This is a genomic window from Kitasatospora cineracea, from assembly GCF_003751605.1.
GTDB lineage: Bacteria > Actinomycetota > Actinomycetes > Streptomycetales > Streptomycetaceae > Kitasatospora > Kitasatospora cineracea.
In genome coordinates, this window is record NZ_RJVJ01000001.1 from 168,322 (window position 1) to 188,488 (window position 20,167).

The following is a 20,167-nucleotide window of genomic DNA, read 5'->3' on the forward strand; positions in this document are numbered from 1 at the left end:
CACGTTCCGCTCTCCCCACGCACCCGCCTGTCGGCTGACAGGGCTTTCGTTTGATATGACGGGCCGGGGCGGTCAAACGTTGCGGGGGAAGTGTCCCGGTACGGTCACGAACGGACCACGGCCCGGCGGTCGGGTGACCACCGGGCCGTCACGGCGCGCGCGCCGGTGCCTACCACTTGCTCCACGGGATGGTCCAGCCGCTCCAGCCGTTGTCGCCGGAGACGGTCTGGCCCTTGGAGTTCTTGATCCGCACCACGTCCCCGACGATCGAGGAGTTGAAGAACTTGCCCGCCGCCGAGCTGTCGCTGCCGCCCTTGGCGTCGGCCACGCCGATGCAGCCGTGGCTGGCGTTGGACTTGCCGAAGGCGCTGCTCCAGTAGTTGCCGTGCACGTAGGTGCCGCTGGTGGTCAGGCGCATCGCGTGCGGCACGTCCGGGACGTCGTACTCGTCGCCCTTGACGTTGGAGACGGTCGCCGAGTTCATCCGGGTGACCTTCTCCTTGGAGGAGATCACCATGGTGCCGTTCCAGGAGGCGTTCTGGTCGTTGCCCGCGGTGATCGGGACGGTCTCGGTCTTGCCGTTGCCCCGGTCCACCGTCATGGTGTGGGCCGCCGCGTCCACCGTGGAGACCTGGTAGCGGCCGATGGTGAACGGCTCGTCCTTGTCGATGTCGCCGTACACGCCGGGTGCCACCTCGACGTTCTTCAGGCGGTACTTGACCGTCACCTTGGTGCCCGGCGTCCAGAAGTTCTCCGGCCGGAAGTCCAGCCGGCTGTCGCCGAACCAGTGGCCCTTGGCCACCGTGCCGTCGGAGCCGGTGACGGTGACGCCGCCCAGCACCGCGTCCTTGTTCTTGATCGCCTTGCCGAACCGGACCGAGACGATCATGCCGACGCCGTAGTTGCCGTTGTCGGCGATGTTGTCGTTGGTCGAGGCGGTCTTCGCCGGGGTCAGCGTGGTGAAGCTGGTGGTCGAGGCGGCCACCAGGCCCGCCGGGTCGACCGCCTGCGCGGCGACGGTGTAGGTGGTGCCGACCGCCAGCTGGCCGGCCGGCTTCCAGCTCAGGCCGTCGGCGGAGATGCTGCCGTCCACCGCCTTGCCGTTCTTGTCGGTCACCTCGACCGTGGTGAGCTTGCCGCCGGCCACCGCGACCTGCAGGCCGTCCTTGGGCTGCACGTCGGTGGCCCCGTCGGCCGGGGTGACGGTCAGCTGGGCGGCCGAGACCTTCGGGGCGGCGTCGGTCGAGGACGAGCTCCCGGCGCTCGCCGACCCCTTGGCGTCCGTCGAACCGGTGGCGCCGCCACCGTCGTTGCAGGCCGCGGTGCCCAGCAGCAGCGCACCACCGACCAGCAGGGCCGCCGCCGACCGCCCGGCCCGGCGCCCGTGCCCCGCCACCGCCCAGGACTTGCCAACCGTCTCCACCGCGCTGCTCCCCTCCCGGTACCACCGGCGAATACCCGTGCTGCGCCCGGGATCCGTCGCCCCGGGCCGATCGCGGTCCGGGCGCTTCGTCGCCTCGGCCCCGGTCGCGCGCGGTCAGGATAACCGGCGAGTCTGAGTGAAACTTCGGCGGGAGCCGGGTGCCGGTTCAGTGAACTCGGACCGGCCGGCATCCGGGGGGCGGCGTCGCGGGCCGACGGCTCCCGCCCGGACCGCTTCTCCTCGGTCGCCGTGGCTCCCTCGTCGGCACCGCCCGGACTCGGCCCTCACCCCGTTTCCTTCACCCACCCCCCGGATGCCGGCCGGTCCGCAACGCGCTCCCCGCCGTCCACTGCGACCAGCGCAGGTTCCAGTCGGAGAGGCCGTTGTCGGGGGCGACCCGCTCGCCGCGGGAGCCGCGGACCTCCACCACGTCCCCGGTGATGGTGTGCCGGTAGAGCCAGCCGGCCGGGGAGTCGGCGGAGCCGCCCTTGGTGTCGGGCAGGCCGATGCAGCCGTGGCTGGTGTTGGCGGCGCCGAACACCGCGGGGTCGCTCCAGTAGTTGCCGTGCACGAAGGTGCCGGAGGCGGTCAGCCGCAGCGCGTGCGGGACGTCCTTGATGTCGTACTCGTCGCCGAGGCCGACGGTCTGCGAGTTCATCCGGGTCACCTCGTGGCGCTCGGAGACCACCATGGTGCCCAGGTAGGTGCCGTGCTCGGGGCTGCCGGCGCTGACCGGCAGCACCCGCAGCACCTCGCCGTCCCGGCGGACGGTCATGGTGTGCGCGTCCAGGTCGACGGCGGCCACCAGCGCGCGGCCGACGGTGAAGTGCACGTCCTTGTCCTGGGTGCCGAGGTAGCCGGGCGCGCCCTCGACGTCCTTGAGCCGCAGCAGCAGGGTGACCTTCGTCCCGGCCGGCCAGTACTCCTCGGGGCGGAAGTCCAGCCGCTGGTCGCCGAACCAGTGCGCGGCGACCTCCAGCGGCGGGTCGGCGACCACCGCGACGGCCTTCTCGACCACGGCCCGGTCGGCGATCGGGTGCGAGAAGCGCAGCGAGACCGGCATGCCGACGCCGACGGTGGAGCCGTCCTCGGGGGTGAAGAAGCCGGCGAAGGTGTGCGCGGGGGCGGCGGTGGCGAAGGCGGCGTGCTGGGCGGCGCGCAGGCCGGCGGCGTCCTCGGCGACCGCGTCCAGGGTGTAGGCGGTGGCGGTGGCCAGCCGGCGGTCGGGCGTCCAGCGGGCGCCGTCGGCGCTGAGCGTGCCGGGGACGGCGGTGCCGCGGTCGTCGGCGAGCCGGACGGCCAGCAGCCGGCCCTCGGCGACCGCGACCTCGACCGGGCCGTCGGCCGGGACGTCCTGCGCGCCGTCGCCGGGCCGCACCGAGAGCCGGGCCCGGGAGACCGGCGGGGCGGCCGCCACGTCCCCCGGATGCCGGTCGGCCCCGCCGCCGCCCCCGCCGGAGCAGCCCGCCAGCAGCACCAGGCCGGCCACCGCCGCCGTCCGCCGCACCCAGAGCCGTACCGCGGCGCGCATGCCGTCCTCCCGCGTTCCTCCGCCACCACCCGTCACCCGTCACAACGAGCGGTTCCGCCGGTCGGACACGACCGAATGGTTTCCGCACCCGGCTCCGCTGGGCACATGATCGATCACGGTGCGTCACGCCGCCCGACCTGGGGTGACGAGGGCCGTCGGACAGGGAACAACCGGAAGAACGGGGACGGGCCCCCGGATTGCTGGGAGGGTCGCCATGACGGCGTGGCAGGAGCTGGGTGCGGGCGCGGGCCGTCAGGAGCGGCCGGCGGCCCGGTGGAACGGCTCGGCGCCCCGGCCCGACGCCGATCCGCCGTGGCCGGGCAGCTGGCAGCCGCTGGGGGCCCGGTTCCGCACCGACCCGGAGGGGGGCCGGGGCACCAACTTCGCGCTCTGGGCGCCGAACGCCGAGGCCGTCGACCTGTGCCTGTTCGACGAGCGCGGCCGGGAGAGCCGGCACCGGCTGGCCGAGCAGACGTACCAGACCTGGCACGGCTACCTGCCCGGCGTGCTGCCCGGCACCCGCTACGGCTTCCGGGTCCACGGCCGGTGGGACCCGTGGACCGGCGCCCGGCACAATCCCGCCAAGCTGCTGCTCGACCCGTACGCCCGGGCCATCGACGGCGCCTACACCGCGCACGACGCGACCTGCGCGGCCGTCCGCAACTGGCCCGAGCGGGACGTGGCGGACACCGTCCGGGACGACCGGGACTCCGCGCCGTACGTGCCCAAGGCCGTGGTGGTGGACGACGCCGACGACTGGTACGACGACCAGCGGCCGAAGACCCCGTGGGCCGAGACGGTGCTGTACGAGCTGCACGTGCGCGGCTTCACCATGCGCCACCCGGAGGTGCCGCCGGAGCTGCGCGGCACCTACGCGGGGCTGGCGCACCCGGCGGCGGTCGGGCACCTGGTGCGGCTGGGGGTGACGGCGGTGGAGCTGCTGCCGGTGCACCACCACGTCAGCGAGGACCACCTGCAGGCCCGCGGGCTGGTCAACTACTGGGGCTACAACACGCTCGGCTACTTCGCCCCGCACGCGGGCTACGCGGCCACCGGCAGCCGGGGCCAGCAGGTCGGCGAGTTCAAGCGGATGGTGCGGGCGCTGCACGCGGCGGGCATCGAGGTGATCCTCGACGTGGTCTACAACCACACCGCCGAGCAGGGCGTGATGGGCCCGATGCTGTCCTTCCGCGGCATCGACAACGCGGGCTACTACCGGCCGGACCGCTCCCGCCGCGGCTACGCCGACTACACCGGCTGCGGCAACACGCTGGACACCCGGCGGCCGCAGGTGATCCGGCTGATCACCGACTCGCTGCGGTACTGGGTCGCCGAGATGGGCGTGGACGGCTTCCGCTTCGACCTGGCGGCCGCGCTGGCCCGCGGCGGGGACGGCGTGGAGATGGAGCACCCGTTCCTGGCCGCGGTCTCGCAGGACCCGCTGCTCAGCCGGGTCAAGCTGATCGCCGAGCCGTGGGACGTCGGTCCGGGCGGCTACCAGGTGGGCGGCTTCCCGCCGCTGTGGGGCGAGTGGAACGACCACTACCGGGACACCGTCCGGGACTTCTGGCGCGGCGCCCGGCCGGACGTCCGCGAGCTGGCCACCCGGCTGTCCGGTTCCTCCGACCTGTACCAGCGCGGCGGGCGCCGCCCGTACGCCTCGGTCAACTTCGTCACCGCGCACGACGGCTTCACGCTGCGCGACCTGGTCAGTTACGACCGCAAGCACAACGGGGCCAACGGCGAGGACAACCGGGACGGCACCGACGACAACCGGTCCTGGAACCACGGCGCGGAGGGCGAGAGCGACGACCCGGCCGTCCGCGCGCTGCGGCTGCGCCAGCTGCGCAACCTGCTGACCACGCTGCTGCTCTCCAGCGGGGTGCCGATGCTGACCGCGGGCGACGAGATGGGGCGCACCCAGGGCGGCAACAACAACGCGTACTGCCAGGACAACGCGACGAGCTGGCTGGACTGGTCGCTGCTGGACGACCCCGGCTGGCGCTCGCTGGCCGAGCTGACCGCCAAGCTGGTGCACCTGCGCCGGGCGCACCCGGTGCTGCGGCAGCGGGCGTTCTTCTCCGGCCGCCCGGCCGGGCCGGACGGGCAGCGGGACCTGGCCTGGCTGACCCCGGCGGGCCGGGAGATGACGGACGCGGACTGGTTCTCGCCGGGGCAGGCGCTGGCGGTGCGGCTGTCCGGCAGCGCGATGTCCGAGCGCGACCAGCGGGGGCGGGAGCTGCGCGACGCGAGCTTCCTGCTGCTGCTGAACGCCGCCCCCGAGCCGCGGCGCTTCACCCTGCCCGCCCCGCACGTCCCGCTGCTGGACACCGCGCTGGCCGGGGACCCGGAGCCGGCCGAGGTGACGGAGGTGCTGCTGACGGGCCGTTCGGCGGTGCTGCTGACGGCCCGCTGAACGCGTCGGGGCCCGGGCCGCGCGGCCCGGGCCCCGGCGGCCGCTCTCAGGACACCGGGTGGTCGACCTCGACGTTCTCCAGCACGCCCAGCGCGTCCGGGACCAGGACCGCGGCCGAGTAGTACGCCGAGACCAGGTAGTTGACCACGGCCTTCTCGTCGATGCCCATGAAGCGGGCGTTCAGGCCGGGTTCGACCTCGTCGGGGATGCCGACCTGGGTGAGGCCGACCACGCCCTGGTTCTCCTCGCCGGTGCGCATCGCGATGATCGAGGTGGCGCCGGAGCGGACCGGGATCTTGCCGCAGGGCAGCAGCGGCACGCCGCGCCAGGCCGGGACGCGGTGGCCGCCGAACTCCGCGGTGGAGAAGTAGACGCCGCGCCGGTTGGCCTCCCGGCCGAACGCGGCGATCGCCTTCGGGTGGGCGAACAGGTAGTCGGTGTCGCGGCGCATCGCCAGCAGTTCGTCCAGGTCGTCCGGGGTGGGCGCGCCGGAGCGGGTGTGGATCCGCTGGTCGAAGGCGCAGTTGGCGAGCAGGCCGAACTCCGGGTTGTTGACGATCTCGTGCTCCTGGCGCTCGCGCAGCGCCTCGACGGTGAGCCGGAGCTGGTGCTCGGTCTGGTCCATCGGCTTGCTGTACAGGTCGGCGACCCGGCTGTGCACCCGCAGCACGGTCTGGGCGACGCTCAACTCGTACTCGCGCGGGGCGAGTTCGTAGTCGACGAAGGCGGTCGGCAGGTCGTGCTCGCCCTCGTGGCCGGCCGACAGGCGGATCTCGGCCTCGCCGTGCTGGTTCTGCGCGGCGGCGTGCCCGGCCAGGTGGGCGGCGAGCTGCGCCCGCAGGGCCGGGGAGCGGTCCAGCACCTCCTGGAAGGCGGGCCGGGGCAGCGACATCGCGGTGCCCGCGGTGGCGGCCTTGACGCCGTAGGGCCAGCGGCCGTCGGGGGCGGTGAGCGCCTCGTCGCCGACGTGGTCGCCGTCGGCGTGCACGGCCAGCACGGTGGGGTCGCCGTACTTGCCGGTGCCGATCCGCTCGACCTTGCCGTGCGCGATCAGGAACACCTCGGCGATCGGGTCGCCCTCGCGCACCAGCACCTCGCCGGCGGTGAACTCGCGCCGCACGAAGCGCTCGGCGAGCTGCTCCAGCACCGCGTCGTCCTCGAAGCCGCGCAGCACCGGGACCTCGCGCAGGGTCGGCGGCACCACCCGGACGTCCGAGCCGGTCTGCGCGAAGCCGACCCGGCCGCGGCCGACCGCGTACGACAGGCGCCGGTTGAGCCGGTAGGTGCCGCCGGAGACGTGCACCCACGGGAGCTTGCGCAGCAGCCAGCGGGAGCTGATCTCCTGCATCTGCGGCTTGGACTTGGTCGTGGTGGCGAGGTTGCGCGCGGCCGTGGTGCTCAGGCTCTGCTGCGGCGCGGCCTGGGCTTCGGGGGCGGGCTCGGTCTCGACCGACATGCGGGTCTCCTGCTGCTCTCCGGTGATCCGGCTGATCCGGCGCGATCACTCACCGGGGATCAGACACCTCCGGCACGGGGGGCCTGCAAGGCTCGGAAGGGCGCACGACATTCGGATGTTTATGCCCGGGCGCGCCCCGCGCGTCCGGCGTGCGCCCCGGTCCGGCGGCGGGCCCGGGCGGGCCGGGGGGCACGCCGGACGCGCGGGTGGGCGCACCCGGTCGGGCGGGTGGGCGGACGCGCCGCCTCCGGCCTGGCCGGTTCTCGCTGACAGGGGCAAAAAACCGGATGAGAAATGTCGGCGGACCGGCCTACCCTCTCGGCGATGGCCGAGAACCAGAACCCCGCTCCGCCCACCCCCGCGGATTCGAACACCCCGTCAACCGACGGCGCCTCAGGTTCGCCCGGACCGGTACCCCGGTCCGCGGTGCGCTCGCTGCTGCGCCTGTGGCCCTACGCGCGCGAGGCCCGCTGGCGGATCTTCGGCTCGATGGCCGCCGCCGGGCTCGCCTCGCTCAGCGTGCTGGCCGTCCCGATCGTGCTGCGCCGGATCGTCGACGGCCCGGTCGCCCACCGCAGCATGTCCGGCCTGTGGCCGCTGGCCGGCGCCCTGCTGCTGCTCGGCGTCGCCGAGGCCGTGCTGTTCGGCGTCCGCCGGGTGATCGTGGCCCGCCCGCTGGCGAAGGTGGAGACCAGGCTGCGCGGCGAGCTGTTCGCCAAGCTGCAGCGGCTGCCGATCTCCTTCCACGACCGCTGGCCGTCCGGCCAGCTGCTCTCCCGGGCCACCTCGGACCTGTTCGTGCTGCGGCTGTTCCTGGCCTTCCCGCTGGTCTTCCTGGTCGTCAACTCCACCGTCTTCCTGACCGGCACCGCACTGATGTTCGTGCTGGACTGGCGGCTCGCCCTGATCACCCTGCTCCCGGCGATCCCGCTGATGTTCTTCACCCGCCGCTTCGAGGCCGGGTACTCGGCCGCCTCCCGGCTCGCCCAGGACCAGAACGGGGACCTCGCCACCGTGGTCGAGGAGTCGGTGCTCGGCATCCGGATCCTCAAGGCGTTCGGCCGGCACCGCACCATGGCCGAGGAGTTCCGCCGCCACAGCGCCGACCTGCGCGAGACCGAGCTGCGCAAGGCCGGCCTGCTCGGCAACCTGTGGGCGGTCATCGTCGGCCTGCCCGAGCTCGCCCTCGGCGGCGCCCTGGCCGCCGGCGCCGTCCTGGTCGCCCACGACCAGCTCTCGGTCGGCACCCTGGTCGCCTTCCTGTCCACCGCGCTGGCCCTGCGCTGGCCGGTCGAGTCGATCGGCTGGCTGCTCGGCTTCGCCGCCGAGGCCGCCAGCGCCGCCAACCGCTACTTCGAGGTGATGGACGAACCGGAGCCGGCCGACCCCCCGTCCGGCACCGCCCCGGCCGACGACCGCGGCATCCGCTTCACCGGCGTCCGCTTCCGCTACCCCGACGCGCCCGCCGGCACCCCCGACCTGCTGGCCGGCGTCGACCTGCACGTCCGCCCCGGCGAGACGCTCGCCCTGGTCGGCGCCACCGGCAGCGGCAAGACCACCCTCACCGCGCTGCTCCCCCGGCTGTACGAGCCCACCGCCGGCTCGATCACCCTGGACGGCACCGACATCCGCGACCTCGACCGCGCCGAGCTGCGCCGCGAGGTCGCCGTCGCGTTCGAGGAGCCGACGCTGTTCTCCGCCACCGTCCGGGAGAACGTCCTGATGGGCGCCCCCGGCGCCGGCCCCGGGCAGGTCGCCGCCGCCCTGGCCACCGCGCAGGCCGGCTTCGTCGACAAGCTCCCCGCGGGCCTGGACACCGAGGTCGGCGAGCAGGGCCTGAGCCTGTCCGGCGGCCAGCGCCAGCGCCTGGCGCTGGCCCGCGCCGTGGTCGGCGAGCCCCGCTTCCTGGTCCTGGACGACCCGCTGTCCGCGCTCGACGTGCACACCGAGGCGCTGGTCGAGCGCGCCCTGCGGCAGGTCCTGGCCGACACCACCGCCCTGGTCGTCGCGCACCGCCCGTCCACGGTGCTGCTCGCCGACCGGGTCGCGCTGCTCGCCGACGGCCGGATCGCCGCCGTCGGCACCCACCAGGAGCTGCTGCGCTCCTGTCCCGCCTACCGGGCCCTGATGTCCGGCGAGCCCGAGCTGGAAGGGGCGCTGGCCCGATGACCACCGCCGTCGCCGAACCCGCCGCCGACGAGGACGACCTGCTCCTGGAGGCCGCCGACGACCAGGACATCCCCGTCCCGCCCGGCGCCCCGCGCGCCCTGCTCGGCTCGCTGCTGGCCCCGCACCGCCGCCGGATCGCGGTCGCGGTGCTCGCCGTGCTGCTCCAGCAGGCCGCCCTGCAGGCCGGGCCGCTGCTGGTCGCCTACGCCATCGACCGCGGCATCCCGGCGCTGCGCGGCCACGACGCCGGCCCGCTGATCGCCGTCACCGCCTCGTACCTGGGCTGCGCGCTGCTCGCCACCCTGCTGCAGCGGGCGTTCATCCGGGTCGCCGCCCGGATCAACCAGGACGTCCTGCTGGACCTGCGCGGCCGGATCTTCCGGCACGCCCAGCGGCTCAGCCTCGACTTCCACGAGCGCTACACCTCCGGCCGGATCATCTCGCGCGCCACCAGCGACGTGGACACCCTGCGCGAGCTGCTCGCCGAGGGCCTGCAGGAACTGCTGATGGTCTGCCTGTCGGTCGGCTACATCACGGTCGTGCTGGTGGTGGTGGACTGGCGCCTGGGCCTGGCCGCGCTGGTCTCCTTCCTGCCGATGTACCTGGTCGTCCGGTCCTTCCGGCGCCGCTCCCAGCAGGTCTACCGGCGCTCCCGCACCGCCGTCGCCTCGCTGATCGTCCGCTTCACCGAGACCATGAACGGCATCCGCCCGGTGCAGGCGTTCCGCCGCGAGGCCGCCAACGACAAGGCGTTCGCCACCGTCAACCGGCAGTCCGCCACCGCCACCGCGGACGGCCTGCTGGAGATGGCCCGGTACGTCTTCCTCTCCCGGCTGACGGCCAACGTCTGGATCACCGGCGTGGTCGTGCTCGGCGCCTTCCTGGTCACCGACGGCAGCCTCGAACTCGGCGTGCTGACCGCCTTCGTGCTCTACCTGCGCCGCCTGTACGACCCGATCGACCAGCTGGCGATGTTCCTCAACAGCTACCAGTCCGCGGCCGCCGCGCTGGAGAAGATGGCCGGCCTGCTCGCCCACGAGCCGTCCGTCCCCGAGCCCGCCGAACCGGCCGAACTGCCCGCCGCCGCGGGCAAGGGCCGCGAGGTCGGCTTCCGCTCGGTCTCCTTCGCCTACGCCAACGGCAAGCAGGTGCTCCCGCCGTTCGACCTGGTGCTCCCCGCCGGGCGGACCACCGCCGTGGTCGGCGCCACCGGCGCGGGCAAGTCCACCCTGGCCAAGCTGCTCGCCCGCTTCTACGACCCCACCTCCGGCTCCGTCGCCCTCGACGGCGTCGACCTGCGCGAGCTCTCCACCGACGAGCTGCGGGCCAACGTCGTGATGGTGACCCAGGAGTCCTTCCTGTTCTCCGGGACGGTCGCCGAGAACATCGCCGTCGGCAAGCCCGACGCCACCCGCGCCGAGATCGAGGCCGCGGCCCGGGCGATCGGCGCCCACGCCTTCATCGCCGCCCTGCCCGACGGCTACGACACCGACGTCCGCAAGCGCGGCGGCCGGATCTCGGCCGGCCAGCGCCAGCTGGTCGCCTTCGCCCGCGCCCTGCTCGCCGACCCGGCCGTGCTGATCCTGGACGAGGCCACCTCCTCGCTGGACGTCCCCGGCGAGCAGGCCGTCCAGCACGCCATGCGCACGGTGCTGGCCGGGCGGACCGCGGTGATCATCGCCCACCGCCTGTCCACCGTCGAGATCGCCGACCGGGTGCTGGTGATGGACCAGGGCCGGGTGATCGAGGACGGCACCCCCGCCGCCCTGATCGCGGGCGAGGGCCGCTTCGCCACCCTGCACCGGACCTGGCGGGACAGCCTGGTCTGAGCCCTCCGCGCCACTCTTCCACGTAGACGTCAGTTTTTTGCAATAGACGTCGAACATATTGCTGCCCGGTGTCAACGCCGTTACGCTCCCGGTCCGTTGGGTCGAGGACCTGACAAGGTGTCGGTCAACCGGGCGGAGGCAACGGCATGGTGGTATCCCGACGGACGTTCCTGCAGGCGGCGACGGCGGCCGGCGCACTCGGGGCGACGGGCCTGGGCCTCGGCCCCGGCGCGGGCACGGCGCACGCCGCGAGCGCGCCGGGCGACGTGGTCGGCAAGGTGACGGTCGGCTACCAGGGCTGGTTCGCCTGCCCGGGCGACGGCGCGCCGATCAACGGCTGGTGGCACTGGGCCCGGAACTGGGGCGCCGCCCCCTCCCCGTCGAACAGCGCGATCGTCGCCTGGCCGGACGTCCGCGACTACCCGAAGGCGTACCCCACCGCCTTCGCGAACCTGAACAACGGCCAGCAGGCTTCCCTGTTCTCGTCCTACGACCAGTCCACCGTCGACGTGCACTTCCGCTGGATGAAGCAGTACGGCATCGACACCGCCGCCCTGCAGCGCTTCAACCCGACCGGCGGCGAGGGCCCGACCCGGGACGCGATGGCCGGCAGGGTGCGCAGCGCCGCGGAGTCGCAGGGCGTCAAGTTCTACGTCATGTACGACGTCTCGGACTGGACCACCATGCAGTCCGACATCAAGGCCGACTGGACGGGCAAGATGCGCGCCCACACCGCCTCGCCCGCGTACGCCCGGCAGAACGGCAAACCGGTGGTGTGCATCTGGGGCTTCGGCTTCAACGACAACCAGCGCCCGTTCACCCCGGAGCAGTGCCTGGACGTGCTCAACTGGTTCAAGGCGCAGGGCTGTTACGTGATCGGCGGGGTGCCGACCTGGTGGCGCACCGGCGACCGGGACTCCCGGGCCGGCTTCTCGGACGTCTACCACGCCTTCGACATGCTCTCGCCGTGGCTGGTCGGCCGGATCGGCAGCGCGGCGGACGCCGACAACTTCTACACCGTGGCGACCGTCCCGGACCTGGCGGAGTGCAACGCGCACGGCATCGACTACCAGCCGTGCGTGCTGCCCGGCGGGGTGGGCGACCGGCAGCGGGCGCACGGCGACTTCATGTGGCGGCAGTTCTACAACATGGCCCGCGCCGGGGTGGCGTCCGCCTACGTCTCGATGTTCGACGAGTACAACGAGGGCAACCAGATCGCCAAGACCGCCGAGTCCCGGGCCTGGGTCCCGGCCGGGTCCGGGTTCCTGGCGCTGGACGAGGACGGCACGGCCTGCTCCTCGGACTACTACCTGCGGCTGACCGGCGACGGCGGCCGGATGCTCAAGGGGCAGCTGCCGGTGACGGCGGCCCGCCCGACCCCGCCGTTCCCGAACGCCCCGGACACCACCGCCCCGAGCGCGCCGGGCGGCCTGCGCGTCACCGGGCAGAGCGACACCACGGTGGCGCTGGCCTGGAACGCCGCCACCGACGACGTCGGCGTCACCGGCTACCGGGTCCGGGTCGGCGGCACGGCCGCGGCCACCGCCACGGCGACCTCGTGCACCGTCACCGGCCTCTCCCCCGCCACCGCCTACACCTTCGACGTGCAGGCCCTGGACGCGGCGGGCAACGCCTCCGCCCCCTCCGGCCAGGTCACCGCGACCACCTCCGCCGCCACCGTCCCCACCGGCAACCTGGCGCTGCACCGGCCCGCCGCGGAGAGCAGCCACACCCAGGGCTACGCCGCGGGCAACGCGGTGGACGGCGACCCGAACAGCTACTGGGAGAGCGCCAACAACGCCTTCCCGCAGTGGCTGCAGACCGACCTCGGCTCGGCCCTGCCGGTGCGCCGGGTCGTCCTCTCCGTCCCGCCCGCCGCCGCCTGGGCCGCCCGCACCCAGACCGTGGAACTCCAGGGCAGCACCGACGGAACCACCTTCACCCGCCTGCTGCCGCCCGCCGGACACCTCTTCGACCCGGCGAGCGGCAACACCGCGACGCTCACCCTCCCCGCCGGAACGAACACCCGCCACCTGCGCCTGGTGTTCACCGCGAACACCGGCTGGCCGGCCGGCCAGGTCGCCGAACTCCAGGTCTACGCCGCGTAGTCCGGCCCCCGGCGGAGCCCCCCGCACCAGCGTGACAGTGGCGCCGGTGCGGAGGGGAGGGCGGTTCCGCACGGGCCTCCGGCGCGGCCGGAACGGGCCCGTCGGCGGCGAATTCGATCGCCCGGCCCCGCACCGGGCCGCTAGCCTCACGCTCCGTGAACGATCCGACGGCCGGCGACCCCGGCGAACCCGACGTCCGCAGTCCGTTGCGCTACCTGGTGTGGCTGGCCACCAGCCAGCTGCGCCGCTCGCTGGCCGGCACCTGCTACGGCACCGCCTGGATGCTCGGCCTGACCGTCCAGCCCTACCTGCTCTCCCGCGCGGTGGACGACGGCCTGCGCACCGGGCGGACCGGCACCGTGCTCGGCTGGGCCGCCGCGATGCTCGGTTTCGGCCTGCTCTCCCTGGTGCTCGCCTGGTGCCGGCACCGCACCATGACGCTGGTCCGCAACGACGCCACCTTCCGCACCGTCCGCGTGGTGCTGCGGCACAGCACCCGGCTGGGCGCGGCGCTGCCCCGGCAGGTGTCCGCGGGCGAGGTGGTCACCATCGGCATCTCCGACGTGGTCCGGATGTCCCTGGCGCTGACCTTCGTCGGGCCCGGGGTCGGCGCGGTGGTCTGCTACCTGGCCGTCGCCGCGATCCTGCTCACCCTCTCCCCGCTGCTGGCCCTGGTGGTGCTGCTCGGCCTGCCGCTGCTCGGCCTGGTCGTGCGCCCGCTGCTCGCCCGCCAGCAGCGGGTCGAGACCGACTACCGGGAGCGGCAGGGCCTCCTCACCGCCCGCTTCGCGGACCTGGCCGGCGGGCTGCGGGTGCTGAACGGCCTCGGCGGCAAGGACGTGTACGCCGCCCGCTACCGGGCCGACTCGCAGCGACTGCGCGCCGAGGGCTACCGGGTCGGCGCGGTCACCAGCTGGATCCAGGCCCTCGGCTCCGGCCTGCCCGTGCTGCTGCTGGCCGCCGTCACCTGGATCGGCGCCCGGCTCGCGGTCGCGGGGCAGCTGACGCCCGGCCAGCTCGCCGCGGTCTTCGGGTACGCGGCCGTGCTGGTCGCCCCAGTGTACTTCCTGCTGGAGAGCAGCCAGGACATCAGCCGCGCCCTGGTCTGCGCCCGCCGGGTCGTCGACTTCCTCGCGCTCGCCCCCGAGCCGGACACCGGCACCGCGCAACCGCCTGCGCGGGGAGCCGGGTTGACCGACCCGGAGTCCGGCGTCCGGCTCGCCCCCGGCGAGCTGACCGCGCTGGCCTCGGCCCGCCCGGCCGACAGCGCCGCCGTCGCCGAACGCCTGGCCCGGCTCGACGCCGCCACCGCCGCCGAGCTCGGCGGCACCCCGCTCACCGAGCTGCCGCTGGCCGCCGTCCGCGACCGGATCGCGCTCGCCGAGAACGAGGCCGCGCTGTTCGCCGGCACCCTGCGCGAGACCGTCCGCGGCCGCACCGGGGCCGACGACGCCGTCCTGCTGGCCGCGATCGACGCCGCCGCCGCCCGCGACGTGCACGACGCGCTGCCCGGCGGCCTGGACGCCCCGGTCGCCGCCGACGGCCGCAACCTCTCCGGCGGCCAGCGCCAACGCCTGCGGCTGGCAAGGGCGTTGACCGCCGACCCGGAGGTGCTGCTGGCCGTCGAGCCGACCTCCGCGGTGGACGCCCACACCGAGGCCGCGATGGCCGACGGCCTGCGCGCCGCCCGCTCCGGCCGCACCACCCTGGTCACCAGCACCTCCCCGCTGCTGCTCGACCGGGCCGACACCGTCCACTACCTGGTCGACGGCAAGGTCGCCGCCACCGGCACCCACCGCGCGCTGCTGCACGACCGGCCCGACTACCGCGCCCTGGTCGCCCGCGACACCGAGACCCTCGCCGAGGAGCCGAGTTGAGCACCCTGCCGATCGCCACCACCCGCCAGGTCCGGCGGGCCGCCACCGCCCTGGTCCGGGCCGACGGCCGGGCCTTCGCCGCCGTCCTGGCGCTCAACGCCGCGGCCGCCCTGCTCGGCCTGGCCGGCCCCTGGCTGCTGGGCCGGATCATCGACCGGGTCGCCGACGGGGCCACCACCTCCGACGTCGACCGGCTCGGCCTGCTGCTGCTCGGCTGCGCCCTGGCCCAGCTGCTGACCGGCCGCCAGGCCCGCTACCTGGCGCACCGGTTCGGCGAGCGCTCCGCCGCCAAGGTCCGCGAGCAGCTGCTCGACCGGGTCCTGGCACTGCCCGCCGCCACCGCCGAACGGGCCGGCACCGGCGACCTCACCGCCCGCGGCACCGCCGACTCCGCCGCCGTCGGCGAGACCCTCCGGGACGCCGCCCCCGAGCTGCTGGTGGCCGGCGCGCAGGTGCTGTTCATCCTCGGCGCGATCCTCACCGTCAGCCCGCTGCTGGGCAGTTGCGGGCTGATCGGGGTGTTCGGCATCGCCCTCGGCTCCCGCTGGTACCTGCGCCGCTCCCGCCCCGCCTACCTGGCCGACCGGGCCGCGACCGCCGACCTCGCCGAGGTCCTCGCCGCCACCGCGCACGGCGCCCGCACCGTCGACGCCCTCGGGCTGCGCGAGCAGCGGCTGGCCGCCGGGGCCGGGGCGGTCGGCACCGCCCACCGGGCCCGGATGCGCACCCTGTACCTGCGGCTGCGCTACTTCGCCGGCATCAACCTGTCCTACACGCTGCCGAGCGTGCTGGTCCTCCCGCTGGGCGCCGTCCTGGTCGCCCATCACGCCGTCACCCTCGGCGCGGCCGTCTCCACCGCGCTGTACCTGCAGCGCGTCGTCGACCCGCTCGACAACATCGTCGTGCTGCTGGAGTCCCTGCAGAGCAGCACCGCCGCGTACGCCCGGGTCGAGGGCCTGGCCGCCGCCCCCGTCCCCGCGCAGGCCCGCGCCGAGCAGCGCGAACCGGCCGACGACCGGATCAGGGTCACCGGCGTGCACCACGCCTACCCCGACGGGCCGGACGTGCTGCACGGCCTCGACCTGGACCTGACGCCCGGCGAGCGGCTCGCCGTGGTCGGCCCGTCCGGCTCCGGCAAGACCACCCTCGGCCGCCTGCTGGCCGGCCTGGACCGCCCCCGGGCCGGCACCGTCACGGTCGGCGGCGTCCCGCTCGCCGACCTCTCCCCCGAGCGGCTGCGCCGCCAGGTCGTCCTGGTCACCCAGGAGCACCACGTCTTCCTCGGCACCCTCCGCGACAACCTGCGGATCGCCGCCCCCGCGGCCGACGACGCCGCCCTGACCGCGGCGCTCGACGCGGTCGGCTGGCAGCACGACCTGCCGGCCGGCCTCGACACCGAGCTGGGCCCCGCCGCGACCCGCCTGGACGGCGCCCGGGCCCAGCAGCTCGCCCTGGCCCGGGTCATCCTCGCCGACCCGCACACCCTGGTCCTGGACGAGGCCACCGCCCTGCTCGACCCCGCCACCGCCCGCCACACCGAGCGGGCGCTGGCCGCCACCCTCACCGGCCGCACCGTGATCGCCATCGCCCACCGGCTGCACACCGCCCACGACGCCGACCGGGTGGCCGTCCTCGCCCACGGCCGCCTCACCGACCTGGGCCCGCACGAGGCCCTGCTCGCCGCCGAGGGCCCCTACGCCGCGCTCTGGCACACCTGGCGCACCACGTAGCAGCGCGGGGCCGGGGAGCGGCGGTCGGCCGCTTCCCGGCCCCCTGCCGGTACCCGGTCGGCTACCTGAGCACCCCCGCGTCCAGCCCGCCGGCCTCCACCGGGACGGCCAGCAGGCCGAGTTCGGCGACCGAGGCGAGCCGGGGGTGGGTGGGCAGGATCCGGACGGTGTAGCCGAAGGGGCCGGTGCGGGCGAGTTCGAGGTGGCCCTCGTAGCGGATCCGGCCGTCCAGGTCGGTGCCGCCGCCCGCGGGCTTGAGGGCGAGCGTGCCGGCCTCGGAGATCCGGTCGCTCTCGTCGACCCGCCCGGAGACGACCTGCACCTCGACGTCCTCGGGCCGCAGCCGGCCGAGGTTGACCTGGACCCGCAGGGCCAGCGTCGCGCCGAGCTCCTGCGCCTCGCCCGCCCCGTCCGCCTCGACGTGCTCGACCCGCACCGCGGGCCACGCCTCCCGGACGCCGGCCTTCCAACCCGCCAGGTCCTTCGCCGCGGCGTAGTCGCCCGCGTCGCCCTCCAGCCGCCGCTTGGCCGCGGCCGCCGGGGCGTACAGCCGCTCGACGTACTCGCGGACCATCCGCCCGGCCAGCACCTTCGGGCCGAGGGTGACCAGGGTGTGCCGGACCATGGAGATCCACCGGTGCGGGAGGGCGTCCGCGCCGCGGTCGTAGAACCGGGCGGCGACCTGGTGCTCGATCAGGTCGTAGAGCGCGGCGGCCTCGATGTCGTCGCGCCGCTCGGCCTCCTTGCTCTCCGGGTCGACCACGCCCTCCCCGGTGCCGCCGTCGGCGGTGGGGATGGCCCAGCCGTTCTGGCCGTCGTACCACTCGTCCCACCACCCGTCGAGGATGGACAGGTTGAGGCAGCCGTTCAGCGCGGCCTTCATCCCGGAGGTGCCGCAGGCCTCCAGCGGGCGCAGCGGGTTGTTCAGCCAGACGTCGCAGCCGGGGTACAGCGTCTTGGCCATCGCCATGTCGTAGTCCGGCAGGAAGACGATCCGGTGCCGCACCGCGGGGTCGTCGGCGAACGCAACCAGCTGCTGGATCAGCCGCTTGCCGCCGTCGTCGGCCGGGTGCGCCTTGCCCGCGATGACGATCTGCACCGGCCGCTCGGGGTCGAGCAGCAGCGCCCGCAGCCGGGCCGGGTCGCGCAGCATCAGGGTGAGCCGCTTGTACGAGGGGACCCGGCGGGCGAAGCCGATGGTCAGCACGTCGGGGTCGAGGACGCTGTTCGTCCAGCCCAACTCGGCTTCCCCGGCGCCGCGTTGCTGCCAGGAGGCGCGCAGCCGGCGGCGGGCCTCGTCGACCAGCTGGGCGCGCAGCGAGCGGCGCAGCTCCCAGACCTCGGCGTTGCCGATCCGCTCCAGGCCGGTCCACTGCTCGGCGGTGCCGACGGCCATCGCGTGCTCGGCGCGCTCCTGGCCGATCTCGGTGGCGCCGAGCCGGACGACGGCGGGGTCGATCCAGGTGGGGGCGTGCACGCCGTTGGTGATCGAGGTGATCGGGACCTCGGGCGCGTCGAAGCCGGGCCACAGGCCGCGGAACATCTCCCGGCTGACGGCGCCGTGCAGGGTGGAGACGCCGTTGGCGCGCTGGGCCAGGCGCAGGCCCATCGCGGCCATGTTGAACAGCTTGGGGTCGCCGCCGCTCCAGCTCTCCGCGCCGAGCGCGAGCACCCGGTCGACCGGGACGCCGGGCAGCGCGGCGTCGCCGCCGAAGTGCCGGGCGACCAGCTCGCGGTCGAAGCGGTCGATGCCGGCGGGCACCGGGGTGTGGGTGGTGAACACGGTGCCGGCCCGGACGGCCTCCAGTGCGTCGGCGAAGCCGAGCCCGGGGTGGGCGGCGGTGAGTTCGCCGATCCGTTCCAGGCCGAGGAAGCCGGCGTGGCCCTCGTTGGTGTGGAAGACCTCGGGTTCGGGGTGGCCGGTGAGCCGGCAGTAGGTGCGGACGGCGCGGACGCCGCCGATGCCCAGCAGTATTTCCTGCAGCAGCCGGTGCTCGCTGCCGCCGCCGTAGAGCCGGTCGGTGACGTCGCGTTCGGCGGGGCTGTTGGCCTCGACGTCGGAGTCGAGCAGCAGCAGCGGGACCCGGCCGACCTGGGCCCGCCAGACCTGGGCGGCCAGGGTGCGGCCGCCGGGGAGGGCGAGGTCGATCCGGCAGGGGGTGCCGTCGGGCTCGCGGAGCAGGGTGACGGCGAGCGCGTCGGGGTCGAGCAGCGGGTAGCGCTCCTGCTGCCAGCCGTCCCGGTCGAGGGACTGCCGGAAGTAGCCGTGCCGGTAGAACAGGCCGACGCCGACGAGCGGCACGCCGAGGTCGGAGGCCGCCTTGAGGTGGTCGCCGGCCAGGATGCCGAGGCCTCCGGAGTACTGCGGCAGGGCCGCGGCGATGCCGTACTCGGGGGAGAAGTAGGCGACGGCGGCGGGCAGCTCGCCGTCCGGACCTGCGGGGTCGCTCGCGCCCTGGTACCAGCGCGGGCCGGTGAGGTAGTCGCGCAGTTCGTCGGACAGGTCGCCGAGGCGGCGCAGGAAGCGCCGGTCGCCGGCCAGCGCGGCGAGTCTGGCGGCGGGGACTTCGCCGAGCAGTCGGACCGGGTCCTCTCCGACGGCGGCCCAGACGTCCGGGTCGACGGAGCGGAACAGCTCCCTCGTCTCGGGGTGCCAGGACCAGCGGAGGTTCAGCGCGAGCTCGTGCAGTGGCTGCAGTTGTTCGGGCAGGACAGTGCGGACGGTGAACCTGCGGATTGCCTTCACGGCATGGAGCGTAGCCCCGGTCACGCGCCTGACGGGGCGTCAACTGGCGGGCGGCACACCCGTTCGGAGCAGCGTTGAGATCGTTCCGGGCGCGTGGTGGCAAATACCGGCGCGCGGGGGGCGCACGCTGGGAAAAGACGCGCCGTCAGGTGTGAACTTCTGGGAACGGAGGTGTTGCGGGTGGCTTCCGCACTGCGACATAGCGGCTTAAAGAGCGCGCCAACCCGCGCACAGCCCTTGCCGGTGGTGCGAGGATGCAACAAGGTCGTGAGTGCCGCTGGTGCGCGATCGGGTGGTCGCCCCTGCTGCCTCGGCCGCTGCATGTCCTGTTCGACGAACCCTCACACTCCTTAGCCCATTCGGCCCCAGTCGCCGCTACTTCGCGTGTCCTTGTTCCCTGCCGGGTCGTTTTTCCGATGGGTTGGGTCACGCAGGGGGCGTGCATCGAGCGACGCGCGCCGGGACACGTGCGTCCGGCTCGGCGCGCCGCCGGGTGGCCGCGGCCGGTGGGCGGAGTTGCCGGGTCCGTCCGTACGGACAGGCTCCGACCGCACGTCCTTCCTCACCCAGTAGTCCTCCCGGCACTCCCCCGGCGCCGCGCCGCGGGAGCTGCCGCCGATCTCGGGCAGGAGCATTGGCATGCACGGCGACACGCGGGACCAGTCCACGGTGCCGACGGACCACACACCCGACACCCCGTCGGCCGGGGAGCCCCCGGTACCGGCCCCGCGCATCGGCGCGGCCCGCCGGAAGGCCGCCGAACCGGCCGTGAAGCGGGCCGCGGGCACCCCCCGCAAGGCCGCGGCGAAACGGACCACCACCGTCCGGTCCACCGGCACCGCGGCCGCCGAGTCGGCCGCCGCGGAAGCCGCTGCGGGAGCC

Annotated in this window: 10 protein-coding genes; 6 read left to right on the forward strand and 4 right to left on the reverse strand. The window is 74.6% G+C overall.

From position 1 onward, the window contains the following. Positions 1 to 169 precede the first annotated feature (169 nt). Complete coding sequence (locus tag EDD39_RS00765; RefSeq protein WP_123552800.1) at positions 170 to 1,423, reverse strand: L,D-transpeptidase; 1,254 nt, start codon at positions 1,421 to 1,423, stop codon at positions 170 to 172. A gap of 298 nt (positions 1,424 to 1,721) precedes the next feature. Continuing rightward, positions 1,722 to 2,954, reverse strand: a complete 1,233-nt coding sequence (locus EDD39_RS00770; RefSeq protein ID WP_123552802.1) for a L,D-transpeptidase — start codon at positions 2,952 to 2,954, stop codon at positions 1,722 to 1,724. Positions 2,955 to 3,168: 214 nt separating this feature from the next. On the opposite strand from EDD39_RS00770, the gene glgX reads away from it, so the two are divergent. Further along, positions 3,169 to 5,370 (forward strand): glycogen debranching protein GlgX, encoded by a 2,202-nt coding sequence (gene glgX, locus EDD39_RS00775; RefSeq protein ID WP_123552803.1) that lies wholly within the window; start codon positions 3,169 to 3,171, stop codon positions 5,368 to 5,370. Between the two features lie 46 nt (positions 5,371 to 5,416). On the opposite strand, the gene EDD39_RS00780 is transcribed toward glgX, so the two are convergent. Then, a complete protein-coding gene (locus EDD39_RS00780; RefSeq protein WP_123552805.1) occupies positions 5,417 to 6,826 on the reverse strand; it encodes a family 2B encapsulin nanocompartment shell protein in 1,410 nt (469 codons plus the stop codon). Between the two features lie 324 nt (positions 6,827 to 7,150). On the opposite strand from EDD39_RS00780, the gene EDD39_RS00785 reads away from it, so the two are divergent. The 5 genes from EDD39_RS00785 to EDD39_RS00805 all read left to right on the forward strand — a co-directional run bounded on the left by EDD39_RS00785 (position 7,151) and on the right by EDD39_RS00805 (position 16,539). Beyond that, the gene (locus EDD39_RS00785) at positions 7,151 to 8,995 is read left to right on the forward strand and encodes an ABC transporter ATP-binding protein (protein ID WP_123552807.1); all 1,845 of its coding nucleotides are present in this window, start codon (positions 7,151 to 7,153) and stop codon (positions 8,993 to 8,995) included. Continuing rightward, positions 8,992 to 10,824, forward strand: coding sequence for an ABC transporter ATP-binding protein (locus EDD39_RS00790; RefSeq protein WP_123552810.1), 1,833 nt, complete (start codon positions 8,992 to 8,994; stop codon positions 10,822 to 10,824). The genes EDD39_RS00785 and EDD39_RS00790 overlap by 4 nt, the downstream gene beginning before the upstream one ends. 146 nt (positions 10,825 to 10,970) lie before the next feature. Beyond that, positions 10,971 to 12,932: a discoidin domain-containing protein gene (locus EDD39_RS00795; RefSeq protein WP_123552812.1), complete on the forward strand. Its 1,962-nt coding sequence runs from the start codon at positions 10,971 to 10,973 to the stop codon at positions 12,930 to 12,932. Between the two features lie 155 nt (positions 12,933 to 13,087). Next, positions 13,088 to 14,809, forward strand: coding sequence for an ABC transporter transmembrane domain-containing protein (locus tag EDD39_RS00800; RefSeq protein ID WP_123552814.1), 1,722 nt, complete (start codon positions 13,088 to 13,090; stop codon positions 14,807 to 14,809). Beyond that, positions 14,806 to 16,539 (forward strand): ABC transporter ATP-binding protein, encoded by a 1,734-nt coding sequence (locus EDD39_RS00805; RefSeq protein WP_123552817.1) that lies wholly within the window; start codon positions 14,806 to 14,808, stop codon positions 16,537 to 16,539. The genes EDD39_RS00800 and EDD39_RS00805 overlap by 4 nt, the downstream gene beginning before the upstream one ends. 61 nt (positions 16,540 to 16,600) lie before the next feature. Here the strand turns inward: EDD39_RS00805 and glgP are convergent, their stop codons facing one another. Further along, complete coding sequence (gene glgP, locus EDD39_RS00810; RefSeq protein WP_123552819.1) at positions 16,601 to 19,285, reverse strand: alpha-glucan family phosphorylase; 2,685 nt, start codon at positions 19,283 to 19,285, stop codon at positions 16,601 to 16,603. Between the last annotated feature and the right edge of the window lie 882 nt (positions 19,286 to 20,167).